Below are 19,277 nucleotides of genomic sequence, written 5' to 3'. Positions count from 1 at the left end.
TTCATTGTTTTCATAATAATTACCCTATTGTTATTCATGCCGAGCTAGAGGCCGATCCATGCCATCCTCATGACACCTGCTCTGGCCTGTCACCAGGCTAGATAGGCACTTTGTTCCACGGTATAGAACGCCGCAACCGAGGCTCCTACCGAATATGGGCCGACGCCAGATGCTTTCGTGCCACCAAAAGGCATATTCACATCCGGCACGGTCCCATTGTTGATATGCAACATTCCGTGGTTGCTCTCCTGAAGAAACCGCTGAACAAGCCTGTGCGAATCAGAGAACAAGCTGGAAGTGAGTCCATAGCGTGTCTCATTGAGCATTACCAATGCTTCATCGAAAGTGTCATAGGCCATCACCGCCAGTACCGGGCCGAATATTTCCTCTCTTCCGGCAGTGGTAGAGCGGTCAGCGTTGTCGAGAATCGTAGGCTTGTAGAAGTAACCGTCGGGGCATCCCGGCACAACGTCAACGCCTCCACCGGCAATCAAGCTGGCTCCTTCGTTTATTGCTTTTTCGGTAAGCTCTCTAACCGAATGCCAGTGTTCTCGATGGCAAAGTGGCCCCATTCCGGTCTCGTCGCTCATACCGTCACCCAAAGCAAGGTTCTCGATACGTGCAGTCAATCCTGCCACTACCTGCTGGTGTAACTCTCGGTTTACGATAACGCGGCTGATACTGGTGCAGCGCTGCCCACCAGTCTGAAATGCTGCCGAGAACACCTGGTCAAGACAGTTATCAAGGTCAGCAACATCATTGATGACAACCGCATTCTTCCCCCCCAATTCCAGTTGCGCCGGTATCAAATCAGCAGCAGCAGCCTCAGCAACCTTTCTTCCAACCTCCACTGACCCAGTAAAACTCACACCATCAAAACACCCAGAAGCAACCAGTTCACTCGCAAACTTTCCTGGGCATGGCATGACTTGAAACAGATTATCAGGAAAGAATTCCGCGGCAATATCTGCCAGTATAAATGCCGCCGCAGGAGTATACTGTGATGGCTTGATCAGCATTGCATTGCCAAAAGCAATAGCAGGGCAGAGCTTGCGCAACGGAGTCATGGCCGGGAAGTTCCATGGGCATATTGCAAAGACAGTACCTCTTGGCCGGTGGAGAATCAGGTTACGGACATCACGTCGTGCGGCGGCAACTGATTGCGTTTGCTGGCGAGCAGCTTCACCAGCAATAAAGCGACCTTCGGCACAGCCTTTGAGCACCTCATTACGACTCTCCTTGAAAGGCTTTCCCTGTTCGAGTGTGATGGCCTCCGCTATGCGATCAACCTGCTGCTCTACAGCAGCCAGATACTGGCTCAATATGTCACCGCGCTGTACACCCGGCACCTTCGACCACTCAGCCTGTGCCTTACGCATTTTGGAGATAAGTTCATCAGCAACTTCGCGATCATTAACCTCCCGATATCGTCCGACACGCTCCCCCGGATGGGCCGGGTTGCATGTTTCAAATACGCTTCCACAATGACTGCTGCCTGAATAATCGAACTTCATTTCAGTTCCTCCACTGCCGAATTTTCAGTTTTGGATCCGGTCAATGACATTCCACCATCCATGTCACTATTCAGAACCATATCCACTCCTCTTTCACCAATCATCAGTGACGGAGCATTGGTGTTCGCTGAAGTCACCGTCGGCATGACGGAAGCATCTATGACTCTTACTCCCCGTACACCGCGAACCCGTAGCTGAGGATCCACTACCGAAGCAGCATCCTCTCCCATACGGCATGTACCTACACAATGGAAAACAGTGCCTCCCTTGTGGCGAACTGCATTCCATATCTGCTCATCACTGGCCACATCAGCACCCGGCTCGAGTTCACACTCCCAAAGCTCTCGAAATGGTGACTGGTTGGCGATATCGCGAAGCACCTTCACGCCTTCCACCATGACGTCACGATCAAACGGGTCGGAGAAGTACTTTGGATCAATTACTGGAGCCACCATGGGGTCGGCAGATGCAAGCCTTACCGTTCCCCGCGAACGCGGATGACACTGCCAGACAGAAGCGGTAAATCCAGGATATCGATGCAGGGGGGTTCCAGGCTTGTCGACTGTGAGTGGCATGACATTGAACTGAATGTCTGGCCGGTCACCATCGGCGTAACGCGTACAGGCGCTGCCACCAACCTGCCCGGCTCCTACCGTCAGAGGTCCTGATGCGTTGATAAGCCAGCGCAGCCCCATTTCCGCGAGTTTGATCGGGTTACGTACGTCCGTGTTGAGCGAGACCTTCTTCTTCAATCGGTAGGTAACTCGCATCTGGTAATGGTCCTGCAAGTTCGCTCCGACCTCCGGAGAGTCGTATATCGGTTCGATGCCATTCTCCCGCAGGTGGTCAGCCGGGCCGATACCCGACAATTGCAGCAGGTGGGGCGACTGTATTGCACCGGCACACAACAGCACCTCTCCGGCCACATGGGCTCGACGCAAGTCGCCATTCTGCTTCCACTCAACTGCGTTCGCCTGTGTACCGTCGAAAAGAACGCGAGTGACATTCGCACCAGTGACAATGGTCAGGTTAGGGCGATGTTTAATCGGTTTGATAAATGCGGATGCCGCACTACAACGCCAGCGCCCCTTCAAACTCAGCTGGTAGGAGCCCACTCCGCGGGTATCACCACCATTCAAGTCAGCGTTGTATGGGAGGCCGTATTCCTGTGCTGCTGTCACCCAGGCTGCACAGTACGGGTGGTCATGGCGCAGGTCAGAGACACAGAGTTCGCCCTCTCCACCACGATATTCGCTGGCACCTCGGCAGTACTTCTCAAGACGCCGGAAGTAAGGCAACACATCCTTGTAGGACCAACCCGTGGCCCCTTGTGCCGCCCAACCATCAAAATCTTCCTTCTGCCCACGAATGTAGATAAGTCCATTGATGGAGCTGGAGCCGCCAACAACCCTCCCCCTGGGCCAGATGATATTCCGTCCCCCACTGCCCTCAGAGGGGACCGTGTCGAACAAGCGGGAGAACCGCTCATCGTAGATGGAGCGAAAGTACCCAACCGGCAGATGAAGCCAGAAATTTCGATTCCACCCCCCGGCCTCGAGCAGAAGAACTCTTGTATCGGGGTTGGCTGAAAGTCGGTTTGCGACGACACACCCCGCCGACCCCGCACCCACTACGATGTAATCATAGGCCTGAGACACTGTTTGGCTCCCTCGACATTTCAATCGATGTTGTTCTGTAGATGAGAATTCTGGTCATGCAGCACCTGGCTGGCAGCTTCACAACCACGACCTATCATGTCATGTAGTCCTAATGTTAGGACGTCTCTTGTATAGGACGTTTCCACATGCTAGCATTGGTGTCAAGATTTTTTGTCGTGAGAGAGGGGGAGCCAGACACTGCTCCCCTTGAAGCCGGTAGAAGGCTTCAGCCGTGCAGAGAGCGATTTAGCCGCCTTCTGGAAAACAGTTTGGAAGTCGCCCAGTTGGAAGATCATCAATGACTGATCAGACGAAAAAACCAAAATTCTTCGATTCGAGCCCGATACCGTTATACGTCCAACTAGCCGATATCATTCGCTACCGGATTGAACGTCAGCTCTGGCCGGAAGGCACCATGCTGCCGACCATCGATACGCTGATGGATGAGTTCTCGGTTTCCCGAGTAACCGTGCGTCATGCGATGCAACTGCTGAGCAGTTCTGGCCTTATCGAGATACAACGAGGGGTGGGGACTTTCGTCCTGAAAAACCATACCCGGCGCAATCCGGTCAAGGTCGAAACGACACTGGATGGCCTGATCGAGGCCTATCGGAACGACAAGCCGTTACTCACCTACATATCAGATTCCAGCGAACCCCTGTGCCTGACCGAAGATGACGGTATACCCGCCCCGTCTTACCAACATCTGCGCCGTGTGCATACTCGAGACGACGTCAAGTATTGCGTCATATCCATCTATCTGGATGAGCGGATATTCAAGATGGCAGAAGAGCGCTTCCGAACCGAGGTCATTCTGCCAGTACTAGCATCGCTTGATGACGTCACCGTTGCCAACGCGAAGCAAAGCATCACCATCTCAAAGGCTGACCTGGAGACCTCTCGCCTGCTCGATCTTCCGTTGGGAGATCCCGTTGCCCACGTCCGTCGAGTTCTGACCGCCTCTGACGGCACCATTATCTATGTTGCCGGAGTCACTTACCGAGGTGATTACATCCACCTCGAAATGGATCTAAAAAAATGAACAATCAGATCGCTATTCAGGATATCACCGCTTTCGTTTACCGATGCCCACTTGAAAAGCCGGTGGAAACGTCTTTCGGGACGATGTCAGACAGACCTATGGTCATCGTCAGGGTCACCGACCAGGACGGGCAGGAAGGCTGGGGCGAAGTCTGGTGCAACTTTCCCATGGTGGGGGCCGAACATCGAGCACGCCTTATCTCCAGTGTATTCAGTCCACTGCTGAAGCAGACCACCTACGACTCTCCCGAGCATGCCTTCGACATGCTGACCCAGCAAACAGAAGTGCTGTCCCTGCAAGCAGCGGAGCCGGGGCCATTCGCCCAGTGTATCGCTGGTATAGACCTCGCCCTCTGGGACCTTTGTGCGCGTCGTAGCGAACAACCATTGTGGAAATATCTAGGCGGTGTGAACAACGAGATCCCGGTCTACGCAAGCGGACTGAACCCCTCTCAGCCTGCCCGGCTGGCCGCAGCCATGCAGGCACAAGGCTACACGCGGTTCAAACTCAAGGTTGGCTTCGGTTTGCAACGAGATATCGAGAACCTTCAAGCATTGCGCAGCACCCTCGGCAGCGATGTCGGCTTGATGATCGATGCAAATCAGGGCTGGTCTCTCGAACAGGCCCAAAAGAACCTTCCTGCACTGGAACGATTTCGCCCTGGATGGATCGAGGAGCCTCTACGCTGCATTGAAGAGTGGGCACAGTGGAAGGAACTGCAGAAAACAACATGCATTCCGCTAGCAGCCGGAGAAAATATCCTTGGCGAAGGAGATTTTCAGAAAGCTCTGGATAGTCAGGTTCTATCTATTATCCAACCGGACGTCGCCAAGTGGGGAGGCATCAGCAAGTGCTTACCTCTGGCAAAGGCCATCAACGGCTCGGGCTCTCACTATTACCCTCATTATCTTGGTGGAGGTATTGGCCTGATGGCCTCTGCTCATCTCCTTGCAGCAGTCGGCGGCGAAGGTGCTCTGGAAATCGACTCGAACCCCAATCCTCTTCGGACAGAGCTTTCACTGCCACTCAATAAGCTGGAAGACGGGAAAGTGGTCCTGGGCAACGAACCGGGCACCGGTCCCCTGTCCGGGCTGGCAGTCATCCAACGTTACATGACTGGTGAATACTGAGGAGCCCGGAATGCTCTTCGAGAAGCGCCCCGCACACTCCAGCTAGTTGTACTCCCACCCATATGCACTGGAAACAGCCGACCTTGAAACGATCCAGCCTACTGCCACGCGTCACGTTTGGAGAAGGAACAGATCCAGATCCCCGCTACACGCTTGCAAATGAACGCACGTTTCTTGCCTGGGTACGCACTGCACTTGCACTAATGGCATGCGGCGTTGCGATAGAAACGTTCACAGCGGACCTTCTTTCGCCTCTGCTACGCAGCACAATGGCGGCCTCACTGCTGATACTTGCCGCAGCAATCAGTGGCTGTGCATGCCTTCGCTGGTTGGCTGTTGAGCGCGCATTGCGTAGAAAGGAATCACTGCCCTTACCACTGCAGGTCCCCATTGTTTCGGTCACACTAGCGCTGGTCAGCCTTGTGTTCATGGCAATCCTGCATTACTGAAAATGACTGCTACCCCTATCTCACCAACTAGCCCATGAAGAATATACAGCTACATCACGATCCAGGCCTCCAACCTGAACGCACCGTACTAGCATGGGGGAGGACCGTTGTCTCCTGTCTGCTAGTCAGCCTCGGCCTGTTGCGCTGGCTACCTACTTACCCACATCTCGTCTCCAGCTCGGTCTCGCTTGCTCTGATATTGACGGGCTGGTGCCTTGCAACACAACGTCAACGTTATCGCAGGCAATCACTGGGTATCGTAAAGCAGAAAATCACGCCAGCACTAGGATTGATTTTCGCAACCGGGTTGAGTGTTTCATTGGCAGCTACCAGCTTCGCTATCGTTCTCTTGCTGGAGCCACGCTAGCTTATCGGCTCACGTCAGAAAGCACTTGCTCAACATTGCAACCTCAAACATTGCCGTGTCCAACCCCACAATGCACGACGTTACAATGCCAACATTACAACGACAGAACCCACGCCATTCGGCGTGGGTTCTGTTCATGGTGAGCGCCAAAGTATCTATTGCGCGCCCATTTCCTCATCGGCCAACGGCATGGCATCGGCATCCTGCTGGAACACGCTCAATGCGCCCATGCGGTGGCCTCGGTCATTGACGAAGGTTTCCAGCGTCACCACGGCATCGGTGCCTGCACGGGAGAACAGTACTCGATCATCACCGGGCGTTGCGGTCCAGTCATTGCCGAGACACTGTCCCAACGCTGCGCTGCCCGCCGCCAGGCTGCCACGCGGATCCTCGACCTGCATCCTGCCGAAGCATACATAATGATCCGGGCGCTGCGCCGAAGTGATCACACAGGCATTGTGGAAGGCCTGCACATCAGTATCCCAACTGCGGGTCAGGCGAGTGTCGCTATAGCGCCCCTTGATATCCTCGAAGCCGTTCGCTGCGCTGGCAACGGCCTGGTCCAGCGCCGCACAATCGAAAAGATCAGCTGCCTGCTGCGGCGTGCTGGTGGTGACACATCCCGCCAGGCTCAATCCTGCCATGGCCAGGCTGGCCCTGATGAAGATTCCCCGTGTCATATCCTTGTCTCCGACCGATAGCCGTGTCCATCACGACCTTGATGAGGTAAACAGCTGACACCATAGCATTATGCCCACATACCTCGCATGCGCTATGTCGCCCCTCCCTTCTATATCGGCATATCAGCTACGGAGCTTGAGGCGGCGTAATGTCGTTACGCCCAGACAGGAGACCCGCGCTGGAGGGCGCGGGTCGAGGATTGGGGGTTGGGGATTGAGGGTGATATCAGGCGTCCTGCTGACCATCCGGCAAGGTCTGGGCATCGGCCTCCTTCTGGAAGACGCTCAACGTGCCTACGCGGTGATGACGATCATTGATGAAGGTTTCCAGCGTCACCACGGCATCTGTCTCCTGGCTCCGATACATGACACGTTCACCAGCCATCTCAGCCTTCCAGTCCCCTCCGAGACATTGCCCCAGTTCTTCGCTGGCGATGGCAATGGCGCGCTCTGGGTCCTCGATGTCGATGCGTCCAAAGCAGTCATAGTGATCCGGACGCTGCGCCGAGGTAATCACACAGGCCTCATGAAAAGCCTGCACATCGGTGTTCCAACTACGCGTCAGGCGCGTTTCGCTGAGCGGGCCCTTGATGTCGTCAAAGCCATTGGCAGCGCTGGCAACGGCCTGGTTGAGCTGCGCACAGTTGAACAGGCCAGCCACATGCTGCGGCGTAGCAGTGGCTACACAACCTGCCAGGCTCATGGCACTGGCCATGGTCAGTCCCATCCAGATGGAAGTTCTCCGCGTCATTTCCTTGTCTCCATACAATAGCCGTGCCCGTCACGACCCGAGGGACGTTACCATGCAACATCACGGCATCCTGCCGATATGCCTCCCATGCACCGCACCCTGTACCCCCTATAGACCCATTGGCAAAAGCAGAGTCCGGCTGCACGGACTTACCAGTGGGTTGTCAGACCCAGTACAGGTGTTCGTGCTCAGCCTCGCCCTTCCTCTTCAGCCAGGGTTTCACTGAGCAGCTCGGCAAAGGAGGCCATGGCCGGCGGCATCGAACGCCCCTGCGCCACACAGATTTCGATTCTGGCACCATCAATCGGGCGGTCCTTGAGCGGCCGAAAGACCAGTTCGCCTCGCTGCACTTCCCGAGCGACATCCAGCGGGTTGAGAAAGGCTATTCCGAGCCCAGCACTGGCCAATGACTTGATGCTGAGAAGCCGACTGCATTCGGCCAGAACACGGAATTCCACCTGATGATGGGCCAGCGCCTGCTCAAGAGTAGAACCACGAAACATGTCCCGATCGGGAAGAATAACGGGATACTCCGCACAATCCTGCAGCCGCACCTCAGGCTTTCCCGCCAGGGGGTGACCACTGGCCATCACAGCGCCGAACCGAAAGGTGGCTCTACACAACGTGCGAACACGCGGGTTGGGGTTGGGATTCACGCAAATGCCGATGTCCGACTCTCCCGAGACGATACGATCCACAATCATATCGGTCAGGCCGGTCAGCAACTGAAAACGAACCTTCGGATAACGCTGACCGAAACGCCTCATCACATCCGGCAGGGCCATATCAGTCATGGACTCGACGCTGGCGATGCGAATTTCCGCACACCCCGTTCCACGAATCTCGTCCAGCACCCCCAATATCTGGCGCTCATCACGTTGCCATTGGCGCGTTTGATAGAGCAGTAGCTCTCCAGCGGAAGAAAGCCGAAGCCCCCGTGGGAGTCGTTCAAAAAGCGGGACGCCGAGCTCCTCCTCCAGTTTGAGAATCTGTCGGTTGACCGCCGAGGCCGCGACATGGAGGCGTTCGGCAGCCTTGCGCAGCGAACCCTGGCGCGCCACTTCCTCGAAATAACGCAGCGCGATGGTCATCAATGGCATGACTCACAACTCCTGATCACCAGTACACCGGGACATCGTTGCCAAAAAGGCAACACCATAGACGAAAAACGATTATGGACCGGTACAGTCAATCAAGGCTAGCTTGCTGGTCAGCCTTGTGAGTTTCCAGCTGGCGCCGCCCCCTACCCGGCAGTTACACAACAACAATGAGGTACTTCCATGTCTCGCATAGCGTCTCCTGTCCCGGACCCCGTCGATGAACGACTCCCCTGGCTAACAGCCCTCCTGTTTGGCCTGCAGCATGTGTTGGTGATGGCGGCCGCGCCGATCACCGCCGTGTTTCTGGTCGGTCAGGCCATGGGCTTCGGTGCCGACATCACGGTACCGCTAATGAGTGCCACCTTTCTTGCCTGTGGTCTGGGCACCCTGCTGCAATCCTTCGGCCCGTGGGGCATCGGAGCACGCCTGCCCTTTGTACAGGTACCCGGTGGTGCGCCAATCGTGATCTTCCTGGCCATCGCCCAGGCGACGGATATGCAGACCGCCACCGGAGCCGTGATTCTCACGGGCCTGTTCTACTTCCTTGCCTTGCCGTTCTTCACCCGGGTGCTGCGCTTCTTCCCCCCTATCGTCATCGGCACCATGTTGTTGCTGGTCGCCGTCAACCTGGTCAAGATCTTCGGCGGACTGATTACCGGCAAGGTCGATAGCCCCCAGTTTGCGGCCAGTCCGGATATTCTGCTGGCCCTGGCAACCATGGCTGCCATCGTGCTCTGCGCTCGAGTGTTCACGGGAGTGCTACGGCGTATATCGGTCATGCTGGGCCTGGTCGCCGGCACCTTGATCGCGGCCTCCCTCGGAGCCATCGACCTCAGCGGCGTGGCCGATGGTCCCTTGATCGCCTTCCCGCAGTTGTTTCCCTTCGGGATGCCGAAGTTCGACATCATCGCCTCCCTGCCATTGATCATCTTCAGTGTGGTCTCGATGACCGAGGCCACCGGCCAGACCATGGCAACGGCCGAGATCGTCGGCAAGCGCGGGGACTCCCGAGCGCTGGTACCGCGCAACATTCGCGCCGATGCGCTGGGGTCGCTGTTCGGAGGCTGCCTGGGCACTTCGCTGATCATCACCAGTGGCGAGAACATCGGTATTGTCCGAGCCACCGGTGTGCGTTCACGGTATGTCACGGTGGCAGCGGGATTCCTGCTGATCATCATTGCCATGCTCGCGCCTCTCGGTCATCTCGCCGCCTCCTTGCCCACCCCCGTCGTCGCGGGTACCGCCGTGATCGTGTTCGCCATCATCGGGGTCATGGGCATCAACATCCTGCGCGGCGTGAATCTCAACGAGCACGGCAACCTCTACACCCTCGCCTCGGCACTGGCCATGGGCCTGTTACCCATCGTCGTGCCCGGTTTCTACTCCGACTTCCCTCAACATCTGCAGATCATTCTGGGCAACGGCCTCGCCATGGGCACCCTTACCGCCGTGCTGGTGAACATCCTGTTTCAATGCATGGGCAGGGCTGCCTCACGTCGCCAGAGCCCGATCACCGCTGCCAACGACCAGGAGCCCCGCTGATGCCCGTCGACCATGCCTCCTCGACACTCTCTACCAGCCTTGTTGACGCCAAAGAGCTGTTGCTGGTACCTCGAGAAGTACTGATCAATGGCGATGCGGTCACCGGCCAGGCCGTGCATGTGACCGAAGGACGCTTCGCCGCCATCGGACCCGCCGCCGAGTTGCGCGCCCGACTACCTCACCTGACTGCCATTGAGCTGCCATCGCACCTGCTGATGCCGGGCTTCATCGATAGCCACCACCACCTGACCCAATCCCTGGGCAAATCACTGGTGTTCGGAGAGCCGTCGGAGATCTTCCGCCGTATCTGGGTACCGCTGGAATCGAGCCTCGATGAGCGCATGCTCTATCTGAGTTCGAAGCTCGCCGCGCTGGAAGCATTGCGCGGAGGTTTCACGACCGCTGTCGATGCCGGCACACGTTCCGCAGGAGAAATCGACTCTCTGGCTCGGGCCGCCGACGAAACCGGCCTGCGCTGTGTGCTGGGCATGATCTGCAATGATCGCGGTGGCAGTGCTGCTCAACCACCTCGGCAACAGATCATCGAAGGTGCCGAACGCCACCTCAGCCGCTGGAAGGACGCGCCCTTGATTCATCCGTCACTGGCCATTTCCATTCCGGAGGCTGCCAGCGACGACATGCTCCATGATGTTTCAGCCCTCTGTGCGGGTCATGGCGCCATCTTCCAGAGTCACGTCAATGAGCACCTGCAGGCGGTGGAACGTTCACTGGTGGCTCGTGGCCAGCGGCCCCTGCAACATCTGCATACCGTCGGTGCGCTGGGTCCACAGACGCTGATCGCCCACGCCACCCTGGTCACACCGGATGAGTTGAACCTGCTGCGGGATACCGACACCGCCGTTGCCTTCAACCCGGTGGCCAGTAGCTGGAAGGGAAACGCTGTCGCTCCGGCACTGCAGATGAATGCGCTGACGATTCGGATGGGACTGGGCACCGACGGGACTCGTAGTGATGGCTTCCGTCTGATGGATGCCGCCGAAACCAGTCAGCGCCTGACGAGTGGATTGGCGACAGGAGACAGCTCCTGTGGTGGAGGCTGGCTATGGCTTGATATGGCGACCTCCCGTTCGGCCGATGCAACGGGGCTCGGCAAGGTATGCGGCCGCATCGCTGAAGGTCTTGCTGCGGACTTCCTGTTGGTCAATGTCGATGTTCCGGAAATGACCCCGAGTTGGGACCGTCCCTGGGAACTGGTGCGCTATGGCAATCGCGATCAGATCGATGCTGTGTTCACCATGGGCAAGCTTCGCCTGTGGCAGGGCTGGCCCTGCGATTGGGATGCCCGGTCTCTGCTGGCAGAAGTGCGTGAAGCGGCCGCTGCAGCTATTGAGCAGGCACCGATACAGCGGGTTCATCCGCGCTCCTTCGAGCACCGAGCGGCCATGCGGGGACATACCAGAGAGGGACAGGCATGATCGAGCTGAGCCTGTACATTCCGGTGGCCATCGCCACCGGAATCGCCGCCTTTGTACAGGGTGCCATCGGTATCGGCTTTGCTCTGGTCGTCGCGCCGATCATGGGGCTGCTGATCCCGGGACTGCTGCCGGTGGCATTGCTGGTACTGATGCTGCCACTGAACCTGTTCGTCGCCCTGCGCGAGCGCAGTGCCATTGACTGGCGTGGTAGCGCCTGGATCACTGCCGGTCGCCTGCCCGGCACCCTACTGGGGCTATGGATACTGGTCATCCTGAGCGTCGAAGGACTCAATCAGGTGGTTGGTGCCTCGACCGTGCTCGCGGTGCTGGCGGCTCTGTTTGCGCCAGTATTTCGCCCCGGAGGGACGGCTTGCGTATCCGTCGGGGTCATCACCGGAATTACCGAAACTGCCACCGGCGTTGGTGGGCCTCCGCTGGCACTGCTCTATCAGCACCGTCCCGGCCCCGAGCTGCGATCGACCATCGCCTGCTGCTTTCTCGCCGGAGAGCTGATCTCGCTGGCCATTCTCGCGGTTGTCGGCAGGATCACCGCCGAACAACTCTGGTGGGCACTCGCGCTGGTTCCGCCCTTGCTGGTCGGCAGCGTGGCCAGTCGCGTCGTCCATCAACGTATCGACGCACGCCGACTGCGCCAGGGCGTGCTGTTGTTTGCCCTGGTCTCAGGTCTGCTGCTGCTGATCCCTCATTATTAACCCGGCATGCTTTCATGTCGGGTTAATGGCGGCACAGGGATGTGCCGCCGTCGGCCATCAGGCCGACGCGAGACCATACCCCACCAGCAGATCCGCGCATCTGCGCCAGTGGGGTGCGGACGACAATCAAATCGATCAGGATGAGCGATTTGATTGCCATGTCAATAATGGCGCCGCTGGGCCGAAACGAGCCGGGCTGTTGCATGGCGACAGGAGCTGACTACCCTGTTGAAACACGCATCCGCACCGATAGGCCAGGGAAGGAACCAGGGAATGTCCGGGATACTGCTATGGGTCGCTGTCGCCGTTATCGCCACAGGAGTGATCTGGAAAGGTAGCGGCCTGCTGGAAAGCTCGAGTCAGCGTCTATCCGCCTACTATCGATTGCCCGAAATCGTTCAGGGCGCCATCGTGGTCGCGGTGGGATCCAGCTTCCCTGAATTGTCGACCACCGTGATCTCGACGCTGATCCACGGCGATTTCGAGCTCGGGGTTTCCGCCATCGTCGGCTCGGCACTCTTCAACATTCTGGTTATCCCGGCGCTCAGCGGCCTTGCCTCCAGGACACCGCTCCAGGCCAATCGCGACCTGGTCTACAAGGAAGCCCAGTTCTACATGATCGCGGTGGCGGTGCTGTTGCTGACCTTCGCCTTCGCGGCCATCTACTATCCCGTCGAGCCGGATTCCGGTGCAGGGGGCGGCGCCATTCAGGGTGAGATGACCCGCTGGCTGGCGTTGATACCGATTGCTCTCTACGGGCTGTATCTGTTCGTCCAGTACCAGGACACCATGGACCACGAATCCGAGGAGGATGTCGGCGACATCCAGCCTGGCCGGGAGTGGGGCAAGCTCGCCGTATCGCTGTTGATCATCGTCGTCGGGGTGGAAGGCCTGGTGCAGGCAGCACTGAATTTCGGCGAGATCTTCGGCACCCCCAGCTTTCTGTGGGGCATCACCGTGGTGGCCGCGGGCACCTCGATTCCCGATGCCTTCGTTTCCATTCGTGCGGCACGTGACGATCGTGGCGTAACCAGCATTGCCAATGTGCTCGGCAGCAACACCTTTGATCTGCTGGTCTGCATCCCGGCCGGGGTGTTGATTGCCGGAGTCGCGGTGGTCAACTTCTCGGTAGCGGCTCCGATGATGGCGGCGCTGACCTTCGCCACCGTGCTGCTGTTCCTGATGATGCGCACACGGATGACCCTGAGTCGGGTGGAGTGCGTGATTCTGCTGGTGGTCTATGGGTTGTTCGTGGTCTGGATCAGTCTGGAAACCTTCGGCGTCATCGACAGCGTGCCCCATCTGCCACCAGCCACTGCATCTGCCTGAACATGTCTGCGCTCACCAGGCAGGAGCCCTCCAGCCTCCCCTGTGCCTCGGCATTGCGTCAGCATGACTCAATGCTGCCAGGAGATCTGTAGCGAGCCGAACTCGTCGTGAGCGTCCTGACCTTCGAATTCATGGGTACGGTAGACACTGGTCAATGACAATTGCCAATTCTGCCAGGTCAGAGTCAGGCCCAACTGGGCATCCCCCACCCAGTCCTCTCGCTCCACCGAATGGCTGTCACTGAAGGTATTGCCATCCAGCAGCAGGTTATGGGCCATGAAGCGACCTTCGACATTGGCAAAGACAAACCAGGCAAAGTCCCCTCCGGGGCGAAACCAGGCCTGTCCGGTCACCGCAGGGGCCACAGCGGGAATCGCATAGCTGCGATCCAGCCCCTGACCGACACGCAGTGCGCCACCCGCCGATACATAAGTGTAGAGATTGCCCAGCGCGACCCCGGCAGTGGGTCCCACATCCATCTCCAGGGCACCGAGTGAGCGCTGCGCGATCCACCCGCGTTTCATGGCCAGGTTGACGATCGGTTCGAAGTCGAGCTGATGATCCCAGCCCTCGGGACGATCACTATCGGTCAGTTCATGGATGCCCTTCTGGGTCTGTTCGGCGAAGCTGGCAGGACCCACCCACCCCACATCGAGATGCACTCCGGTCATCTGACGCCAGCTGTCATGGCGTTGTTCATCGAACAGCGACACTCCGCCGTACAGCAGCCCCGCGTAGGGGCGATCATCCTCGACGAGGTCACTGCGCGAAATGTCGATGGGGGTATACATCTGCTGGCCAAAGCGCCAGGCAGCAAGATCGAGCTCGCTTTCGGGCAGGCCTGTCAGGGTGTGCGCCATTCTACGGCTCCAGTGCCCCGACGGTGGCACAAAGGTCCAACTGGCCTCGACGCCATTGGAATAGTGGCCATCGGTGGTACCGGCGAAGAGGTCATTCTCCATCTTGACGCTGGCCACGCCATCCGCCCCGGCCAGGCTTGGAGGAACCCAACTCAGCAGCAATACCCCGCACACCGTCAGGCGGACCGCTGGAGATTGCAGGCGGAGACGGCAACGCATGGAAGACGTGGGACTCATGGATGCACCCAGGCAAGGTTTCATGCAGATACCTTACCCAACTACCATCGTGCCTCTCGATCCCTCGAATGAGGGGTTGCATCAGGAAAACATTGGATAGCGATGTCAGCAGTCCAGCTGTGTCGCCAGGTCTTCCAGTGACTCAGCATGGAAGTCGTTGGCAGGCGATCCACTGACATCCTTGCTCTGCTGATCGCGACCGAACTCTGCGGGACGCTCGATATAGGCCGTGCGCAAGCCACAGTCCCGGGCAGCATCAAGATCATCCTGATGGGCGGCAACCAGCATCACATCAGATGGCTCGACATCAAAGACGTTGGCCACGCCAAGATAGGTCGCCGAGTGCGGCTTGTAGGCACGAAACACTTCCGCCGACAGGATCAGATCCCATGGCAGACCTGCTCGCTTGGCCATGTTGGCCAGCAACCCAAGGTTGCCGTTGGAAAGCGAACACAGGGTGAAGCCCTGCCTCAGGCGGGTCAGCCCCGGCACACTGTCCGACCAGGGGTCGAGTCGATGCCAGGCCAGGTTGAGGTGACGACGACGCGCCTCGTCCAGATCGACACCATACTCGTCCAGTACCTCATCAAGAATGATGCGATGCAGATCATCGATCAGCATCCAGCCCAACTCTCCGGCCATGACGCGGGCCATTGCCGGCTTGTATCCGGCACGCCAGGTACGCACGAAATCCGCGGCCCTCACGTCCTCGGGGAGGATATTGAGAGATTCGAGCTCATGGGTGATGGAACCGTGCCAGTCGACCACGGTACCAAAGACATCGAAGGCGAGAATACGGGGCAAGGTCATGACGCGCTCTGAAGCTCCTGTGGAAATGGTCCATCGGAGCCTTAAGCCTGGCAGGAGCCCGGCATCTCTGCCGCACAATTCCTCGTGCGGCAGGCAACATGCAACAGACAATCAAAAAGGCGCTGGGGCATCTTTTTCGCAGAAACCGAGGCCCGCAGCATCTGAGTGTCCACAGAAACTCAGCTCCCAGAAGAATCCAGTGTCTACATAAGTCAGTGCCACCAGCGCCTCTCTATTGGATCAGGGTGATCGATCCGGTATCAGTGCTTCAGTGCGCTTCATCCCAGTTGACTCCACTATTGGCTTCGACGGTCAACGCCACATCCAGGCTGGCTGCGCCCTGCATGCGTTCCTTGACCGCTGTCATGAAGCCATCAACCTGCTCCTCGCGTACCTCGAAGACCAGTTCATCGTGTACCTGCATGACCATCCAGGCATCGTACTCACACTCACTGTTCAGCCAGGCATCAACATCGATCATCGCGCGCTTGATGATATCGGCGGCAGTCCCCTGCATCGGCGCGTTGATCGCAGTTCTTTCAGCCCCCTGACGGCGCCCATGATTCTGCGAATGGATCTCCGGCAGATACAGGCGGCGACCAAATACCGTTTCGACGAAGCCATCCTCGGCGGCCTGGGAACGAATACGTTCCATATAGCGGGCAACACCGGGATAACGATCGAAGTAGCGCTCGATATAGACCTTGGCCTGCTTCTGTTCGATATGCAGCTGGCGTCCCAGTCCCCAGGCGCTCATGCCGTAGATCAATCCGAAGTTGATGGCCTTGGCACTGCGTCGCTGATCGCTGCTGACCTTGTCCAGCGCCACACCAAACACCTCGGCCGCCGTGGCGGAGTGAATATCCTGGTCGTCAGCAAAGGCGGTCAACAGCCCCTTGTCACCGGACAGGTGCGCCATGATGCGCAGTTCAATCTGCGAGTAGTCGGCAGCGACAATGCGATAGCCGGGACGCGCGATGAAGGCCTGGCGAATACGACGCCCTTCCTCGGTACGGATCGGGATGTTCTGCAGATTGGGGTCAGACGATGATAGCCGTCCGGTGGAGGCCACCGCCTGATGATAGCTGGTGTGCAGTCGCCCAGTGCCCTTGTTGACCAGCTTCGGTAGCTTCTCGGTATAGGTCGAGCGCAGCTTGGACAGGCCACGATGCTCCATGATCACCTTGGGCAGCGGGAAATCCAGCGCCAGTTCCTCGAGTACCGCCTCCGCTGTAGAAGGCGCGCCCTTGGGAGTCTTCTTGCGCACCGGTATGCCCTGCTCCTCGAACAGAACCTGACCGAGTTGCTTGGGTGAGCCGAGATTGAACTCGCGCCCCGCCAGCTCATAGGCGCGCGCTTCCAGTTCGCGAATACGCTTATCCAGTTCACGGCTCTGGGTATGCAGGCGCTCGGCGTCCAGCGCCACCCCGTTGCGCTCCATCCGCGACAGCACCCGGATCAGCGGACGCTCGAGCTCATCCAGCACCGCGGTCAGACGACCGGTCTTTTCCAGTCGGGGGCGCAATTCCCGGTGCAACCGCAGGGTGATATCGACATCCTCACAGGCGTAGGGTACCGCCTGCTCCAGCGCGATCTGGTTGAAGGTCAATTGTTTGGCGCCCTTGCCGGCAATATCCTCGAACTTGACCGTGGCTTCGCCCAGATACTTCAGCGCCAGCGAGTCCATATCGTGACGGGTCGCCGTGGAATCCAGCACATAGGATTCGAGCATGGTATCGATCAGAGGCCCCTCGACCGCGATGTCATGCCGTGCCAGCACCGAGATGTCGTACTTGAGGTTCTGGCCGATCTTGGTGATATCGGGATCGCCCAATACCTCGGACAGTGCCGCCAGCACCGTCCTGCGGTCGAGCTGTGCCGGCGCATCGAGGTAGTCATGCCCCAGCGGAATATAGGCCGCCTCACCAGGCTCGATGGCCAGGCCGACACCAACGATGTCGGCTTCCATATAGTCGAGACTGGTGGTTTCCAGGTCGAAGCAGAAGGCCTCCGTCTGCTTGAGCCGCGCCAGCCATTCGTCGAATTCGGCCTGCTCGAGGATCACGCAGTCGCGCCGTTCAGCGCTCGACATCTTCTGCTCGTCACTATCATCAACCGTATCATCAACCGTCGCGTCATCGGCCGGTGTCGGTGTACCAGCCGCCACGTCATCAACGCCCTTGTCCTGCCCCTTCAACAGTTCCGACAGCCAGTTCTTGAACTCGAGCTTCTGATAGAGGGTTTTCAGCGCCTCGCGATCCGGTTCCGCGATCGCCAGGTCGTCGAGCCCGACCTCCAGCTCACAATCGGTCTTGATGGTCGCCAGCCGGTAGGACAGATAAGCCTGATCGCGATTGGCCTCCAGCTTCTTCGGCAGCGTCTTTGCGCCACGGAAGGACAGGGTAGTGACACGGTCGAGATCGGCATAGATGGTATCCAGACCACCGCCCATGCCCTGCAGCAGGCCAATGGCCGTCTTCTCGCCGACACCGGGCACACCGGGGATGTTGTCGACCTTGTCGCCCATCAACGCCAGGTAATCGATGATCAACTCCGGCGGCAGACCAAACTTGTCGTTGACGCCAGCCACATCCAGGGTCTCATCCTTCATGGTGTTGACCAGGGTGATGTGCTGGTTGACCAACTGCGCCATGTCCTTGTCGCCGGTCGAGATCACCGCATCACGCCCTGCTTCGGTAGCCAGGCGCGCCAGGGTGCCGATGACATCATCGGCTTCGACGCCCTTGATGCACAGCAGCGGCAGGCCCAACGCCTTGACGCAGTCATGCAGCGGTTCAACCTGGGCACGCAGGTCATCCGGCATCGGCGGACGCTGAGCCTTGTACTCAGCGTACAGGTCATCGCGAAAGGTCTTGCCCGGCGCATCGAAGACCACCGCCATGGGACTGCCGGGGTAGTCACGAATCAAGCGCTTGAGCATGTTGATCACGCCCTTTACGGCACCGGTCGGCTGACCTTCGGAGGTCGTCAGCGGCGGTAGCGCATGAAAGGCACGATAGAGATAGGAGGAACCGTCGACGAGAACGATGGGGCTTGCGGCCATGAGCGACGTCTCTGAACTGATGGGTGACATGAATGGTCCAAGGGAAACACTGTGCGGAAAAGCCACCGGCCATCATTCCGTCACAGTGCCATCCCTTCACACTGCCCTTCATGATACGCATCCAGGGCGGGAAATGCCGGGCTTTTGTGCGAACCGGGATGGCCGTATAGTGAGTCACCTGACACATATCCTGCCCACCGACCGGTGGAGGAGAAAAGATGATCAATTCCCGTCTGTTACCCGCCCCGTTCTTGAGGGCCCCGTTTTCGAGAGCCCCGTTTTTGAGGGCCCCGTTCTTGAGGGCCATGCTGGCGACCATGCTGGCGACCACCCTGCTGGCAGGTGCCGCGCCGGTGCTGGCCCAGAGTGTCACACCAGACGTCAGCGTGCGCGAGGAAGCCGACCAGACCATCCGTGAATATCGGGTCAACGGCAAACTCTACGCCATCCGCGTCGAGCCCAGCAACGGCTCTGCCTACTTCCTTGTCGACCGCAGCGGAAACGGCAATTTCGAACGTCAGCAAGGCGATAGCGTTCCGGTCCCGGACTGGGTCAAGTAAGCCGTTATCATTCACCCTGCTGGAGTGCGTGCAAC

The 19,277-nt window shown here is 58.4% G+C and carries 18 protein-coding genes; 10 read left to right on the top strand and 8 right to left on the bottom strand.

Annotated elements, in window-relative coordinates; genetic code table 11:
• Positions 1-89 precede the first annotated feature (89 nt).
• Together BUE38_RS07585 and BUE38_RS07580 are read right to left on the bottom strand one after the other, a co-directional pair.
• Positions 90-1,514 (bottom strand): aldehyde dehydrogenase family protein, encoded by a 1,425-nt coding sequence (locus BUE38_RS07585; protein WP_073434422.1) that lies wholly within the window; start codon positions 1,512-1,514, stop codon positions 90-92.
• Positions 1,511-3,172, bottom strand: coding sequence for a GMC family oxidoreductase (locus BUE38_RS07580; protein WP_234986814.1), 1,662 nt, complete (start codon positions 3,170-3,172; stop codon positions 1,511-1,513). The genes BUE38_RS07585 and BUE38_RS07580 overlap by 4 nt, the downstream gene beginning before the upstream one ends.
• Positions 3,173-3,470: 298 nt before the next feature.
• Between BUE38_RS07580 and BUE38_RS07575 the strand changes: the two genes are divergently transcribed.
• The 4 genes from BUE38_RS07575 to BUE38_RS23480 all read left to right on the top strand — a co-directional run bounded on the left by BUE38_RS07575 (position 3,471) and on the right by BUE38_RS23480 (position 6,160).
• Positions 3,471-4,214, top strand: coding sequence for a GntR family transcriptional regulator (locus BUE38_RS07575; protein ID WP_073434421.1), 744 nt, complete (start codon positions 3,471-3,473; stop codon positions 4,212-4,214).
• Positions 4,211-5,344 (top strand): mandelate racemase/muconate lactonizing enzyme family protein, encoded by a 1,134-nt coding sequence (locus tag BUE38_RS07570; RefSeq protein ID WP_073434420.1) that lies wholly within the window; start codon positions 4,211-4,213, stop codon positions 5,342-5,344. Before BUE38_RS07575 ends, BUE38_RS07570 begins: the two co-directional genes overlap by 4 nt.
• A 62-nt stretch (positions 5,345-5,406) precedes the next feature.
• Positions 5,407-5,793: a YidH family protein gene (locus tag BUE38_RS23485; RefSeq protein WP_073434419.1), complete on the top strand. Its 387-nt coding sequence runs from the start codon at positions 5,407-5,409 to the stop codon at positions 5,791-5,793.
• A gap of 34 nt (positions 5,794-5,827) precedes the next feature.
• Positions 5,828-6,160, top strand: coding sequence for a DUF202 domain-containing protein (locus tag BUE38_RS23480; protein WP_084541808.1), 333 nt, complete (start codon positions 5,828-5,830; stop codon positions 6,158-6,160).
• Between the two features lie 155 nt (positions 6,161-6,315).
• On the opposite strand, the gene BUE38_RS07555 is transcribed toward BUE38_RS23480, so the two are convergent.
• The 3 genes from BUE38_RS07555 to BUE38_RS07545 form a co-directional block, all read right to left on the bottom strand.
• Positions 6,316-6,840, bottom strand: a complete 525-nt coding sequence (locus BUE38_RS07555; RefSeq protein ID WP_073434418.1) for a hypothetical protein — start codon at positions 6,838-6,840, stop codon at positions 6,316-6,318.
• A gap of 226 nt (positions 6,841-7,066) precedes the next feature.
• Complete coding sequence (locus BUE38_RS07550) at positions 7,067-7,591, bottom strand: hypothetical protein (protein WP_143166233.1); 525 nt, start codon at positions 7,589-7,591, stop codon at positions 7,067-7,069.
• Positions 7,592-7,779: 188 nt separating this feature from the next.
• Positions 7,780-8,691: a LysR family transcriptional regulator gene (locus tag BUE38_RS07545; protein WP_073434416.1), complete on the bottom strand. Its 912-nt coding sequence runs from the start codon at positions 8,689-8,691 to the stop codon at positions 7,780-7,782.
• A 180-nt stretch (positions 8,692-8,871) separates the two neighbouring features.
• Between BUE38_RS07545 and BUE38_RS07540 the strand changes: the two genes are divergently transcribed.
• From BUE38_RS07540 to BUE38_RS07520, 5 genes are read left to right on the top strand one after another with little or no spacing between them, the layout of a single operon-like run.
• Complete coding sequence (locus BUE38_RS07540) at positions 8,872-10,233, top strand: uracil-xanthine permease family protein (RefSeq protein WP_073434415.1); 1,362 nt, start codon at positions 8,872-8,874, stop codon at positions 10,231-10,233.
• Positions 10,233-11,669 (top strand): amidohydrolase family protein, encoded by a 1,437-nt coding sequence (locus tag BUE38_RS07535; RefSeq protein WP_073434414.1) that lies wholly within the window; start codon positions 10,233-10,235, stop codon positions 11,667-11,669. The genes BUE38_RS07540 and BUE38_RS07535 overlap by 1 nt, the downstream gene beginning before the upstream one ends.
• On the top strand, positions 11,666-12,382 hold the full coding sequence (locus BUE38_RS07530) for a sulfite exporter TauE/SafE family protein (RefSeq protein ID WP_200802160.1): 717 nt from the start codon (positions 11,666-11,668) through the stop codon (positions 12,380-12,382). Before BUE38_RS07535 ends, BUE38_RS07530 begins: the two co-directional genes overlap by 4 nt.
• 25 nt (positions 12,383-12,407) lie before the next feature.
• Entirely contained in the window at positions 12,408-12,602 is a 195-nt protein-coding gene (locus tag BUE38_RS22460; RefSeq protein ID WP_143166232.1) for a hypothetical protein, read from the top strand.
• A 53-nt stretch (positions 12,603-12,655) separates the two neighbouring features.
• On the top strand, positions 12,656-13,711 hold the full coding sequence (locus BUE38_RS07520; RefSeq protein WP_073434412.1) for a sodium:calcium antiporter: 1,056 nt from the start codon (positions 12,656-12,658) through the stop codon (positions 13,709-13,711).
• A 68-nt stretch (positions 13,712-13,779) separates the two neighbouring features.
• Here BUE38_RS07520 and BUE38_RS07515 read toward each other — a convergent pair whose 3' ends face one another.
• The 3 genes from BUE38_RS07515 to polA all read right to left on the bottom strand — a co-directional run bounded on the left by BUE38_RS07515 (position 13,780) and on the right by polA (position 18,682).
• Positions 13,780-14,808, bottom strand: coding sequence for a lipid A deacylase LpxR family protein (locus BUE38_RS07515; protein WP_234986813.1), 1,029 nt, complete (start codon positions 14,806-14,808; stop codon positions 13,780-13,782).
• A gap of 105 nt (positions 14,809-14,913) precedes the next feature.
• Positions 14,914-15,618, bottom strand: a complete 705-nt coding sequence (locus BUE38_RS07510) for a haloacid dehalogenase type II (protein ID WP_073434411.1) — start codon at positions 15,616-15,618, stop codon at positions 14,914-14,916.
• A gap of 268 nt (positions 15,619-15,886) precedes the next feature.
• Positions 15,887-18,682, bottom strand: coding sequence for a DNA polymerase I (gene polA / locus BUE38_RS07505; protein WP_073434410.1), 2,796 nt, complete (start codon positions 18,680-18,682; stop codon positions 15,887-15,889).
• A 305-nt stretch (positions 18,683-18,987) separates the two neighbouring features.
• On the opposite strand from polA, the gene BUE38_RS07500 reads away from it, so the two are divergent.
• Positions 18,988-19,242: a DUF2782 domain-containing protein gene (locus BUE38_RS07500; RefSeq protein ID WP_084541807.1), complete on the top strand. Its 255-nt coding sequence runs from the start codon at positions 18,988-18,990 to the stop codon at positions 19,240-19,242.
• The last annotated feature ends 35 nt before the right edge of the window (positions 19,243-19,277 follow it).

This window comes from Halomonas cupida (genome assembly GCF_900142755.1).
GTDB lineage: Bacteria > Pseudomonadota > Gammaproteobacteria > Pseudomonadales > Halomonadaceae > Halomonas > Halomonas cupida.
This window is presented reverse-complemented; position numbering and strand designations above follow the sequence as displayed.

Coding starts and splice junctions, on each gene's coding strand:
- BUE38_RS07540 (WP_073434415.1), top strand. CDS start 8,872: ATGTCTCGCATAGCGTCTCCTGTCCCGGACCCCGTCGATGAACGACTC.
- BUE38_RS07520 (WP_073434412.1), top strand. CDS start 12,656: ATGTCCGGGATACTGCTATGGGTCGCTGTCGCCGTTATCGCCACAGGA.
- polA (WP_073434410.1), bottom strand. CDS start 18,682: ATGGCCGCAAGCCCCATCGTTCTCGTCGACGGTTCCTCCTATCTCTAT.
- BUE38_RS07555 (WP_073434418.1), bottom strand. CDS start 6,840: ATGACACGGGGAATCTTCATCAGGGCCAGCCTGGCCATGGCAGGATTG.
- BUE38_RS22460 (WP_143166232.1), top strand. CDS start 12,408: ATGGCGGCACAGGGATGTGCCGCCGTCGGCCATCAGGCCGACGCGAGA.
- BUE38_RS07550 (WP_143166233.1), bottom strand. CDS start 7,591: ATGACGCGGAGAACTTCCATCTGGATGGGACTGACCATGGCCAGTGCC.
- BUE38_RS23485 (WP_073434419.1), top strand. CDS start 5,407: ATGCACTGGAAACAGCCGACCTTGAAACGATCCAGCCTACTGCCACGC.
- BUE38_RS07585 (WP_073434422.1), bottom strand. CDS start 1,514: ATGAAGTTCGATTATTCAGGCAGCAGTCATTGTGGAAGCGTATTTGAA.
- BUE38_RS07530 (WP_200802160.1), top strand. CDS start 11,666: ATGATCGAGCTGAGCCTGTACATTCCGGTGGCCATCGCCACCGGAATC.
- BUE38_RS07515 (WP_234986813.1), bottom strand. CDS start 14,808: ATGAGTCCCACGTCTTCCATGCGTTGCCGTCTCCGCCTGCAATCTCCA.
- BUE38_RS07535 (WP_073434414.1), top strand. CDS start 10,233: ATGCCCGTCGACCATGCCTCCTCGACACTCTCTACCAGCCTTGTTGAC.
- BUE38_RS23480 (WP_084541808.1), top strand. CDS start 5,828: ATGAAGAATATACAGCTACATCACGATCCAGGCCTCCAACCTGAACGC.
- BUE38_RS07575 (WP_073434421.1), top strand. CDS start 3,471: ATGACTGATCAGACGAAAAAACCAAAATTCTTCGATTCGAGCCCGATA.
- BUE38_RS07500 (WP_084541807.1), top strand. CDS start 18,988: ATGCTGGCGACCATGCTGGCGACCACCCTGCTGGCAGGTGCCGCGCCG.
- BUE38_RS07545 (WP_073434416.1), bottom strand. CDS start 8,691: ATGCCATTGATGACCATCGCGCTGCGTTATTTCGAGGAAGTGGCGCGC.
- BUE38_RS07570 (WP_073434420.1), top strand. CDS start 4,211: ATGAACAATCAGATCGCTATTCAGGATATCACCGCTTTCGTTTACCGA.
- BUE38_RS07510 (WP_073434411.1), bottom strand. CDS start 15,618: ATGACCTTGCCCCGTATTCTCGCCTTCGATGTCTTTGGTACCGTGGTC.